The organism is Brevibacillus brevis, from assembly GCF_022026395.1.
Lineage (GTDB): Bacteria > Bacillota > Bacilli > Brevibacillales > Brevibacillaceae > Brevibacillus.
Genome location: NZ_CP041767.1, coordinates 4,759,598 through 4,771,267, shown reverse-complemented (window position 1 = coordinate 4,771,267; position 11,670 = coordinate 4,759,598). Strand labels below are relative to the sequence as shown.

Sequence of the window (11,670 nt, the reverse complement as noted above, 5' to 3'; positions counted from 1 at the left end):
TTGGATCTATGAAAAAGTTGCGCGTTGTCATTTCGACATTGGCTATGGCAGCACTAGTAACAGGCATGGTTCCATTTACGCAGACGAGTGCTGATGCTGCGAAAAAAGCGTCACCCAAGTCAATTGCCAAAGTCGCCCTTGTCCCCCTCGATGATCGCCCGGTCAATACGTATTTTCCGCAAATGACAGCACGGGCAGGCGGGGTGGAGGCGATTATACCGGATGAAGACATACTCGGTCACTTTATGACCCCGGGCGATGGGGAAGAAATTGGCGATTGGCTGATCAAACAGGCAAGCAAAGTGGACGGCTCGGTTATCTCTGTCAGCATGCTGGCATATGGCGGGCTGGTTGCGTCCCGTACCGATCAACAGTCCTATGAAGATGCCCTGTCGAATATCGAAGCCATTAAGAGACTGAGAGACAAACATTCCAAAAAGCCGATCTACGTCTTCGATACGATTCAACGCCTGGCGGTGACGGCGACTGATCCTGAAACATTGAAATACTATGAGCAAATCAGAGAATGGGCGATTTTATACGATGAGGTGCACAACCTCGGCATGTCGGAAAAAGAGGATCGACTCGATCAGTTGGAAAGGGAGATTCCCGAGTCTGTGCTGGAAGATTACTTGAATGCCCGCGAGCGGAATCACAAGATTAACTCCCTGTTGATCGACTGGGTAGAGGATGGGACCATTGATTATTTAGTGCTGGCTCAGGATGATGCTGCTCCTCATGGTCTTCACCGAGCAGAGCGGGAGACCTTGGTCAAAAAAGCAAAGGAGCTGGATGTTGAAGAACGTGTAGCGATTTTCCCCGGAGCGGACGAAGTAGGGACCGTTTTGTTGAGCAGATTTGCCTTGAACGAACTGCGCATCCATCCAAAAGTAGCCGTCGAGTATTCGGGTATAGACGGCGATGAATGGACAGCGCCGTTTGAAGACACGACCTTTGATGTAAATGTCGAGAAGCATATCATCGCAGCAGGCGGCAAGCCCGTTCGGGATGAAGACGACGCAGATATCGTACTCATGATCAACTCGCCGAAGAAAAAAGGACAGAGCAACGCAGAGAGACGCGAAGCTCTGGATGAGTTCGTAGAAGAAATCAATGATCTTCTGGAGGAAGGAAAGCAGGTCGCCATTACAGACGTGACGATTACAAACAAAGCTGACCCTGAGCTGATCGAGCGACTACAAGAAGAGGTAAAGCTGCCTGAGCTGTTCGCATACACGGCATGGGGAACGGCAGGAAATAATATGGGAAGCGCGTTGGGACAGGCGTTGCAACGATCAGCCTTTTTGGAAAAAGGAAATCAGTTCGGTGTGCCCTTAACAGTAGATGCGGCAGAGACCCATATCAATCTGCTCTTGTCTTCGTTTGTAAATGACCATCATTACCGAAATGAAGTCATGGCAGAAGCACGAAACCTCGTAAAACAGTTAAACGGAAATGAATGGAACCTCGAAGATGACTACGACGAAGTCAATGATTTTGTGAGGGATGCACTGACACCACATGCGGAAGAATGGTACGAAAACTATTTTGCCAATCAATCGCTGATGATCGGAAAGAGAGGCAAGAATACGTTTGAAGGCGAAATCGTCGAATTAACGGATAGGAAGATCAGGCTTCCCTGGGAGCGGTTGTTTGAAGTCTTTGTCGGGCCGGAAGTGAAGATAGAAAGGGAGTAAGCTTTAGAAAAAGACGGTCTATTTTTTGATTCTGCACATATCATGTCTCTATCGCTATAAGAAGGTGACGAGGATGGAGACTCTACACTGGTTGTATGTGCAGTATGACTTGGAAATGTATGTGCGGGTAGTGGTGAGCGCGATTCTCGGTTTGTTCATCGGGTGGGATCGCTCGCACAGAAATAAGCCTGCCGGGCTGAAAACGTATATGTACGTGTCCGTAGCCTGCACGCTGATCACACTGGTTTCTATTTACAGCACAAAGCTATACAGTGCGCCTGGCAACGGAACGATGATGGACCCGATGCGCTTGGCTGCACAGATTGTCACAGGTCTTGGCTTTTTGGGAGCAGGCGTCATCTTGAAGGACGGCTTGAAAGTAAAAGGACTGACTTCCGCAGCCATGATCTTTTTCGCTGGAGGGATTGGCATAGGGATCGGAGCCGGATTTTACGGCATTGTGATATTCTCGGTCATCATTTCCTTTGTACTTGCCCGGATCAGTCAGCGTGTGGAGGATGTCCAGCACAAGCGGTTAGGAAAGTGAATCATGGAGAAGCGGTGCATTAGCATCGCTTTTTACTTTTTGCAGGAGCCGTAGTGGGAGAAAGAAGCGAATTTCCAGTCTGCGCTTCGGCCTCCGCCCTGCAAGGGGAGGTAAGACTGTCCGCTTCGGAATAAATGGCGGGAGCGCTTCAAACGTAGAAGTTTCGAGGAAGTATTTCATAAGTGAAGCTTAAATTCCCCGCCATTTATACCTACGCTAGGTTGGGCTCCAGAGGCGCTTGGACTGGAAATTCGCTTCTTCCTACGTAGCTATTCGTTCATTCGTTGAAAGAGGTTCTAAGATGTTCTATTTCAACTGAATTGGCTTTCACAAGCTTCCTTGCGTTAACTTGCAAAATGTTTTAATAACACGAAGGAATTTACTGCTGTACGAAAGCCCTGCCACATGTTTGGAAGGAGACCGCCCGAACGAAGAGAGGATATAGGCGACTGGAAAACATGTGGTAGGGCTTCTCCCGACCACAACAGTGTGGTGATCACTTGTTTTTAGATGATATTCCTCTGACAAACGCGCGGTATGCTGGAAGAGTAATAAAAATCTGGAAAGGACGCGAGCGCGATGCGAGATGAAAGATTAGGAAAAATAGCAGACAACTTAATTTCGTACAGCCTGGATGTGCAAGCTAAGCAGCATATTATGATTTTGGTCGTGGATGAAGGAGAAGCGCTGGCAATGGAATTGGTGAAGCGGCTGTATGCGAAGGGAGCATATCCCCACCTGCGCTTTGTACGGCCAAAGGTCCAGCGGGAATGGTTGAAAGGGGTAACGGATGAGCAGCTTGCCCAGACCGTTCAGTGGGAAAAGGACCTGTGGTTTGGCATACAAGGCTATATCGGCATTCATGGCGAGACAAATGACAGTGAGATGAAGGATGTTCCGCAGGAAAAATACCGCTTGTACGCAGAAGCGTATGATTCTATTTTCCATCATGTCGACAATCAAATTACAGGACTGCGCATTAACTACCCAACCTCGGCCCTTGCTCAAAAGGCCAATATGACGACAGAAGCATTTGAAGATTTTTATTTCAACGTATGTTCACTCGATTATCGGAAAATGGCCGAAGCGTGCGAGCCGTTGTACGACCTCATGGACAAAACGGACAAGGTGCGCATTGTCGGACCAGGGACAGACCTGACGTTTTCGATCAAAGGAATTGGGACGCGGACAGCGGTAGGCAAACGCAACATTCCCGATGGCGAAGTGTACACCTCTCCCGTGCGCGATTCGATTCACGGAACGATCAGCTACAATACGCCCAGCAACTTCAAAGGTACAACGTTTGAAAACGTCCAGTTTACTTTTCGGGAAGGAAAGATTGTCGAGGCGTACGCGAACCATACAGACAAGCTCATAGAAATATTGGACACGGATGAGGGGGCACGCTACATCGGTGAATTCGCCATTGCGTTTAACCCGTACATTTTGCACCCGATGGGCGATACTTTGTTTGATGAAAAAATCGCTGGCAGCTTCCATCTCACACCGGGTCGTGCCTATGATCAGGCGGATAACGGCAACCGCAGCGCGATTCATTGGGACCTGATTTGCATTCAGCGTCCGGAATACGGTGGCGGCGAAATCTGGTTTGACGATGTACTCATTCGAAAAGACGGAAGGTTTGTGCATGAGGCGCTGCTGGGGCTGAATCCGGAGCAATTGATTCTGTAGAGGAGGGCGATAATGCTCTCCTCCTTTATTTGAGTTTGAAAACGACTACGCCTGCGATCATGATGCCGATTCCGATGATCTTGTTCAAGGTGATCGGGACCTTCTGCACACCGAACAGGCCGAGTGAATCAATGAGCAGAGCGACGAGCAATTGGGAGATGAGCAGAATCGATACGGCATATGCAGGCCCGATGGACGTAATGCCTTTCATCACACTAAAAACGATCAGCGCCCCGAAAACGCCTCCAAGCAAATATACTTTGTTCACTTCCCCGATGCTTTTCCAATCGCCATCACGAACGTAGAGAAAGATCGAGAACGATACAAGAAAGCCTACCGCATGAACAATCGCATTGGTTTGCCACAGTCCGAGCTTTGTACTGGCTTGCGCGTTGAACCACTCATAGATGTTTCCGCTCGCAAGCTCACTGATTTTTTCTCGATTTGTGATAATCAGTGCGCTTTTTTTGTGTTCGATCACGGATGCTGCGCAAAGATTGCGGATGATCCGGTTCAAATGTCGGTAGCTAGTACCCAACAGCTCGTCTCCGATAATCGCGAGTGGATTGTTAAAGCGCAGCAACAACGATTTTCCATTAGGAAGCGTCGTGAAAGTTTTGATTTTTCCCTTCAAAATGAAGAACATATGGTGAAGCTGATCGCCCTTCGAACAGAGGATATCACCCTTCTCAGCCTGATACAGGCGCATTTCATGGAAAGTAGCGGCATCAAAAATATCGGGCAAGGGACTGTTTTGCACCAGCGTATGCAAAAGGGTGCGGTCGTGAAGTTCCTTCATGTATCAAGCCTCCTGCTCGTTTGCTTGCAGGTTATACCCTCTTTAGTAAAAGGTATTTGCGTGCGAAAAAAACGACATATGTCCTTTTTTCCATTAAACACAAAAGACGCGTAGCAGGAATATTCGGATAGATTCGAGAAGTACAACTGTCGAGATCATAGAAAAGAGAGAAACGAAGGAGTGGTTCACATGACTTTGCCTGTAGGTGAAAGAATCATTGGATTTGTAGGAACGGGTGTCATGGGGAAAAGCATGGCAAACCATTTTCTGCAAGCAGGATATACAGTACTGGTATACACGCGGACAAAGGAAAAAGCAGCAGACTTGCTGGCAGCCGGTGCGATCTGGAAGGAACAGATCAGTGAGCTGGCAAAAGAGGCAAACGTCATCATCACGATGGTCGGCTACCCATCCGATGTTGAGGAAGTGTATCTCGGCGCGGACGGAATTGTGGCAAATGCGAAGCCAGGCACTTATTTGATCGATATGACGACTTCGAAGCCGTCGCTGGCGAAACATATTTATGAGGAAGCCAAAAAGCACGAGCTGCATTCCCTGGATGCTCCTGTCTCCGGTGGAGATGTGGGCGCACGTGAAGCGCGACTGACCATCATGGTTGGTGGCGATCAGGAAGTATTTGATGCGATGGAGCCTGTGTTTAGGATCATGGGGACAAACGTCGTGCTGCAGGGCGGTCCAGGTGCAGGTCAGCATACCAAAATGTGCAACCAGATTTGCATTGCGACGAACATGATTGGTGTATGTGAAGCGATCGCGTATGCGAAAAAAGCAGGTCTGGACCCGGAGAAAGTGCTGACGAGCATTGCAGCGGGGGCCGCAGGCAGCTGGTCGCTGTCGAATCTGGCGCCACGCATGATCGCGGGCAACTTCGCCCCTGGCTTTTACGTCAAACATTTTATCAAGGACATGGGAATCGCATTGGAAGCAGCGGAGGAAATGGGGCTGATGACACCAGGACTCGCACTCTCCAAATCGCTTTATGAAGAACTGGCAGCAAACGGCGAGGCAGATAGCGGCACGCAAGCTTTGATTAAGTGGTTTGAAGGCAAGTAAAGGCAAAAGGAGCCCTTTTCACGAGGGGCTCCTTCTCTATGTCTATCCGTCACGTGTTGACTGGTACATCTCGTACATCTTTTGGGACGGCTTTATTTTTGGTTGGGGGTTGTTCCATTTTCTTCACTTCCAAGATGTCCAGCAAGAAAACAAAGGACGGAATCCCGACAATCAGTCCCCATACTCCAAAGAAATGCTCGGAAAAGATCAGAACGACAAATGTGTAGAAAATCGGCAAGTGAGTCTTCGTTGCCATCAAGCGAGGATTCAACACATAGGCTTCAAGCGCGTGAATCACCATGATGAAAATGAGCAAATAGACGACAGTTGCGAGACCACCGACACTGAAGGCGATGGCACTGAGCGGAATCAGTGAAATGGCGACACCTGCAACCGGGATGAGCCCCAGTATGAAGACCATGATTGCGAGTCCCAATAGATTCGGAAAGCCCATGATCCATAGACCGATGACGGTGAAGGTCGTATTAAATAAGGCGATCAACAGCTGTGTTTCGATTACTTTGCCAAAGGTCAGGATAAATTTTTGGCTAAAGTAGGCGATTTCGTTGTATAGCCAGGATAATTTGCTCGTGCGGAATTGAGCAGTAAACGTAACCACATTGTCTTTGCCGAGCAGGAAAAACAGGCTCAAGATAATCGCCAGAAAGACATTGAACCCAACGTTTCTGACTACTGCGAGAAAATCAAGGCTGCCTTGAACGATGCCCTTCATATCTAGCTTCCCAACAATAGACATAAGATAGGGGGCAAACTCATTGTCCTGATTTTGGTGGTACACTTGCTCGATGGAATGGAACAATTGTCCGGTTTGATGAATCAGAGCCGGAATGGCTTTCATCCCACCCACAACGAGAAAGAACGTCAACAACATATAGAGAAAAATGAGAATCAGCTTGGGATGGATCGGCGCGACTTTGTGTGTGAGACGCGTGAGGTATTGATGGAGCCGATTCATTAAATAGGTAACTAAAAAGGTCAGCAAAACCATGTTCAGCATACTTCCCAAGGAGTAAAGCAACAAACAAAACAACGCTAAAATCCCAAATCGTCTTACATCCGGCTTTTGTAAGGCGGCAGCAAAGAAATTCATGGGAACATCCTTTCCAAGTGCTCTTTTTAGCACTCCCATCCGTATACGATGATTATACTGCGTCGGTGTGAACAATTATAGCACGCTTAAAAGCGAGTGGAGGGAAAGAAAAGGTTCCAGTTGCTTGAAAAAGTGTAGCGAAACTATTTCGCACTGCGAAGCGTCAAAAGGAAGGGAATGTTTGACAAGGGAGGCTAATCACCAATGAACATAATAACAAAAACCGCGAGTCTGGTTACGGCGGTCATACTCGGGGCAAGTACATGGACTTCTTCTGTCCATGCGGCTACGTTTTCCCAGATTCAGCCGTATACAACAGACTACAAAATCGGTTTTACGGACGGTAACAAGCTGGTCACACAGGCCATTTATGATGATTTTGAACGATCATCCAAAAACATGATCGTAACAAAGGGCGGTAAAAAAGGAATTCTCGACGCGCGGACAGGGAAAGAAATAACTCCCGCGATTTGGGATTATATTGACATTCCGGAGTCCAAAAATATTGCGATTGTTCAAAAAGGCGGCTGGTTCCAATATATCGATTTGAAGACGAACAAGCTGTCGACCATGAAGTTTGCTGGGGCGCATCCGTATTATTTATCCAATGAGCAAGGGACAGCGATTATGTTCTTAGGAAAATCATCGATGGTGATCCATGTAGATGGAAAGGTGCTGATTCCGCCAGTTGCAGGCAAGCTGACGATGGTACAGCTCGTTGCTCCTGATCAGACGGAAAATAAAGAGGCGGAGAAAAAGCGTTATTTCGTCGCGACTACTCCCAAAGAGCTCATCATGTACGATCCTGCTTCCGGCAAAAAGCTGTTTGCACTGCCAAAAGCAGAATTGATTCCAAACGAAGGCGGTCCTGACACTGCATATCTCAAGGTGCGATCCGGTGGAAAAGAAGGCTTGATTGATCGCAATGGCAAGTACGTACTCGAGCCGAAATACAATGCGCTCTATATTTGGAACAATGGATACTTTCAGGTGATCGGCCCCAAGGGACAAGGGCTGTGGAAGGACGGACGGATGCTGGCAGAGCCCATTTACAAAGAAGTCGGGTTCGAGCATAACAATTCGGATGTGTACTACACGGTTTCTGGAGATGTCATCACGTATCATTCCAAGTCCAAAGGTACGTCGCATCCATTGAAAAAAGGAGCCCAGTACTTGCATGGCAGCTACGTGCTGGGACAGGACCCGAAAACAAATCTGTACGGTGTCCTCCAAGTCGGGGGAGGGACGGTCATCCCCTTTGCGTATCCGCGGGCAGAAGGTCCGCCAGCGGCGCGCTTGCTCGTCCGCAGCGATGGGAAAAAAGCGATCCTCCCAGGCTGGGGAAAAGATGTCAAGGAGCCAGATTTTTGGTTCGACTCGTATGTGACCTTGGGCAGCTACAGCATGCTTAGCATTAAGGACGGAAACAAAATCGGACTTTATTCTGAAGATGAAGGCTTGGTCCTGTCTCCTGTTGAGAATCGAATCATTCGCCACGAGGGAGTAACGGGGGAGGTGCTGGTAACAGAGCCGGATGGAAGGGTGCTGCGATACAGCATCAGTGGGAAACAAATAGAAGCTGTCAATCCCAATATGTTGTCCGATGATTTGACGAAAAAGTATGAGCCGGGAAAAGGCGAGATGATTGTGGACCGCAAGACGAACCAACCAATCAGCAAGCTCTACCAATATGTCTATATGGATTCCGATACCAATCTCATCGTTGCAATGGATCACGATTGGGCGGATCTTTATACCCCTGATGGCAAGCTGTTGACTACGGAGATCAAAGTCGCGGTGTGGAAGTCAGGCAACGACGGACCGCCTCTTACCTTGATCAAAGTTGCTGATTCCGTATACACGATGGGTGTGAGAGCGGGGAATGTCGGAATGGCGATGATCAAGGTCGATGACGGGCAACTCCAGGCCGTGAGCGATTTTGTGTATCGTGATGCAAACCAAATGATAGTACAAAATCAAAAGATCGTGATGACAGCACGGTTGGACGGCACGCAGGATGTATGGGCGCAAGAAGGGAACCAGCTCGTAAGCAAGCTCACTAGCGTGAAAGGTTTTCACACGGAATCTTATTTTGATCGGGTATTGATTCAGTCAACTACAGGATGGGATGTCTATTCACCACAGTTGCTCCGCTTAAGCACGGGCGATTATCAGTCCATGAAGTATATGCACGTATATGATCTCAAGACGGGTGCCATTGCCTACCAGGACAAGAAGACGGGATTGTACGGCCTTATGTCGCTGGAAGGAAAGGTACTGACAGCGGCCAAATACGAGGCGATTTTGCCAACAAGCAAAGTATTCCCACAAGTGTGGAGCGAGGCAGACGTTCAGACGCCTTATGTATTCACAACCAAAGACCAGTTCGGTTATCTCGATCAAGGTGGGCAAGAGCAGTTTGCGACAAGATTCCTGACGAAAAAACCTGTGGTCTCCTATAGTCCGATCACGTTCCAATCGTTTACGGCCTACTCAGATACAATGCGACAACGCCCGCTTGAGCTGATCGATTTCGGCAAACCGTATAGCTGGCCGGCTGGCGGCAACAGCGAGAGCCATTTTTTTGCCAATCTGGCGCTTTATTTGAATCTGCCGAAGGATGCAGGCAAGCAGGCGGTACTTTCAGAATTGGTGTCCAAAGGTATCATCAAAGCCGATGAGAATCGTTCAGTCATGAGCGACGAAGATATGTTCCGAGTGGCTTATTTCATGGCGATGGGCAAAACTAGTCAAGCGATGACGACGCCACAGGTATTGGAATGGGCACAGAAGCGGGGAATTGTACCGTTTCGAGAGGGAATGAGCTACTACATGACGATGAATTTGTACGCGGAGTATCAGCACATCTTGATGACAGAGCTCATGCGTTCCCTGAAAGGAAAAAAAGTGCTCAAGCCAAAGGTGTTAACGACGACATCACTCAGTGACGCACAACAGCAAATGCTCACAACAGCCCTGATCGTGAACGGCAAGTCGGCGAATCAACTGCCAGTGCCGCTCCCACAAGCCGAGTGGCAAAAAGCCATTCAAGGCTTGGTCAACCAGTACAACAAGCAAGCAGCTCAATTGCTTGCAGCCTATGAAGCGAAGCTGTGAGCAGATCAACGTAAAGGAGCGGGAGTTCCATCCTGCGCCTTTTTTGCGCTATTAAAAAAACGGCCAATATTTTACAATTAACCAATAGAAGGCAGCGTGAACGCAAGCCGTGACGGCCAAGGAGACAATGAAGGAGACAAACGAAATCTGGTCGAGCTTGTAAGCAACAAAGAAAAATATTGTAAAGGCAATAAAGGCGATAAACGTGCCTTCTTCCAAATAAGCAACTGCCATATTCATTCCACCTCGATTCAAGAAAGGATACGTACCCATGAGGATTGCTGTCGAAAAATTAAGCATACAGGATGCAGCCAGCTTGTTTCAATTTGAAGTGCGCAATCGCGCCTTTTTTGAAAAATCGGTTCCCAGTCGGGGAGATGCTTACTACCAATATGACCATTTTTTACGAGGTCTGCAAGCCTTGCTCGACGAGCAGGCGCAAGGAATCTCGTTTTTTGGCCTCATCAAAAACAGCCAAGGTGACATCTTGGGCAGAATGAATCTGGTAGACATCGAAAAAGATGAAGGAATCGGACATCTCGGCTATCGAGTCGGGGAAGATACCGCTGGAAAAGGAGTAGCTTCACAGGCACTGAAGCTCTTTTTGGAGGGGCATGCTCCCCACTTGAATGTCAGAATGATCTGTGCGAAAACAACACCGGATAACATCTCCTCGCAAAAAGTGTTGCTGAAAAATGGATTCAAACCCTATGAGATGGAGCCGGAAACAACGGATGACTTTCTCCACTATCGCTTGAGCGTTGTCTAAAGAGCTAGTGGCTGGGAGGGACGAAGGAATTAGGCAGTTACAGCCAAAAGTCCCCTGCCTATAAAAAGGCAAGGGGACTTTTGGGCGTTACGGGGTGTTCAATAATGGCTCCCACGGACGTCTCGTTCCAAGCATATCCGCGAGATGCTTGTTATCCTTCCGCCTGATTTTTCGTGCCGCCGCTCGCTCGTCAGCACCATTATGCAGGAATACTTCCTCTTCCGTCTCCGGCACGACCTTGGGTACAGGGGTAGGCCGCCCATCCTCGCCAATCGCTACAAACGTGAGAAATGATGTGGCACAGACGCATCGAACGCCCGTTAGCAAATCCTCCGCAACAATTTTGACGAAGACCTCCATCGACGTATTATGCGTCCATGTGACGAAGGCTTCGAGTGCAACCTCATTGTCCACCCGGATTGGCTGCAAAAAGTCGACGGAATCTGTGGAGGCTGTCACAACTGGCCCCCGGGCATGCTTCATGGCAGAGATAGCAGCAACATCGTCGATATGCGCCATCAGCCTGCCGCCGAACAGCGTATTGTGATTGTTCGTATCCGGGGGCAGCACATGGCTTGCTTTAAACGTGCGCGACTCCCGAACAAAACGTTGAATCGTCATACAGGTAGCTCCCTTCTTTCTTGCAATCGGATTATGAATGATGACAATCTTCTCTCCTTTCATTGTTCCACAAAAAAATGGATCTATTCCTCTTGAAAAAAGTGACACTGATGCTGTTGCCACGAATGTCATTTGCCGCTATACTTGTGGAGTAGTTTTATGGATAAAAATGTAACGGTTGTTGCTACGACCGTCTCTATATCGAATGGTATGCGCAGAAAATAGCGGAAAGGAGGGTATCCA

Annotated in this window: 10 protein-coding genes and 1 pseudogene; 6 read left to right on the top strand and 5 right to left on the bottom strand. The window is 48.4% G+C overall.

The window, feature by feature from the left end:
* The first annotated feature begins 8 nt into the window (after window positions 1-8).
* The 3 genes from FO446_RS22605 to FO446_RS22595 all read left to right on the top strand — a co-directional run bounded on the left by FO446_RS22605 (window position 9) and on the right by FO446_RS22595 (window position 3,936).
* Entirely contained in the window at window positions 9-1,697 is a 1,689-nt protein-coding gene (locus tag FO446_RS22605) for a DUF4127 family protein (protein WP_221867984.1), read from the top strand.
* 73 nt (window positions 1,698-1,770) lie between these two features.
* Window positions 1,771-2,244, top strand: a complete 474-nt coding sequence (locus FO446_RS22600; RefSeq protein ID WP_173610201.1) for an MgtC/SapB family protein — start codon at window positions 1,771-1,773, stop codon at window positions 2,242-2,244.
* A 579-nt stretch (window positions 2,245-2,823) separates the two neighbouring features.
* Entirely contained in the window at window positions 2,824-3,936 is a 1,113-nt protein-coding gene (locus FO446_RS22595; protein WP_237899123.1) for an aminopeptidase, read from the top strand.
* 25 nt (window positions 3,937-3,961) lie between these two features.
* Here the strand turns inward: FO446_RS22595 and FO446_RS29045 are convergent, their stop codons facing one another.
* Window positions 3,962-4,390: a DMT family transporter gene (locus tag FO446_RS29045; RefSeq protein WP_330873258.1), complete on the bottom strand. Its 429-nt coding sequence runs from the start codon at window positions 4,388-4,390 to the stop codon at window positions 3,962-3,964.
* A gap of 132 nt (window positions 4,391-4,522) precedes the next feature.
* Window positions 4,523-4,582: pseudogene (locus FO446_RS29040) on the bottom strand (hypothetical protein); the annotation flags it as partial.
* 342 nt (window positions 4,583-4,924) lie between these two features.
* Between FO446_RS29040 and FO446_RS22585 the strand changes: the two are divergent.
* Entirely contained in the window at window positions 4,925-5,809 is an 885-nt protein-coding gene (locus tag FO446_RS22585; RefSeq protein ID WP_173610203.1) for an NAD(P)-dependent oxidoreductase, read from the top strand.
* Window positions 5,810-5,858: 49 nt separating this feature from the next.
* On the opposite strand, the gene FO446_RS22580 is transcribed toward FO446_RS22585, so the two are convergent.
* Complete coding sequence (locus tag FO446_RS22580) at window positions 5,859-6,920, bottom strand: AI-2E family transporter (protein WP_173610204.1); 1,062 nt, start codon at window positions 6,918-6,920, stop codon at window positions 5,859-5,861.
* A gap of 204 nt (window positions 6,921-7,124) precedes the next feature.
* Between FO446_RS22580 and FO446_RS22575 the strand changes: the two genes are divergently transcribed.
* Window positions 7,125-10,037, top strand: a complete 2,913-nt coding sequence (locus FO446_RS22575; protein ID WP_237899121.1) for a WG repeat-containing protein — start codon at window positions 7,125-7,127, stop codon at window positions 10,035-10,037.
* Between the two features lie 51 nt (window positions 10,038-10,088).
* On the opposite strand, the gene FO446_RS22570 is transcribed toward FO446_RS22575, so the two are convergent.
* Window positions 10,089-10,271: a hypothetical protein gene (locus tag FO446_RS22570; protein ID WP_047074121.1), complete on the bottom strand. Its 183-nt coding sequence runs from the start codon at window positions 10,269-10,271 to the stop codon at window positions 10,089-10,091.
* Window positions 10,272-10,308: 37 nt separating this feature from the next.
* Between FO446_RS22570 and FO446_RS22565 the strand changes: the two genes are divergently transcribed.
* Window positions 10,309-10,806, top strand: a complete 498-nt coding sequence (locus FO446_RS22565) for a GNAT family N-acetyltransferase (RefSeq protein ID WP_173610206.1) — start codon at window positions 10,309-10,311, stop codon at window positions 10,804-10,806.
* 87 nt (window positions 10,807-10,893) lie between these two features.
* Here the strand turns inward: FO446_RS22565 and FO446_RS22560 are convergent, their stop codons facing one another.
* Window positions 10,894-11,427, bottom strand: a complete 534-nt coding sequence (locus FO446_RS22560) for an acyl-CoA thioesterase (protein WP_221867989.1) — start codon at window positions 11,425-11,427, stop codon at window positions 10,894-10,896.
* Window positions 11,428-11,670: the final 243 nt, after the last annotated feature.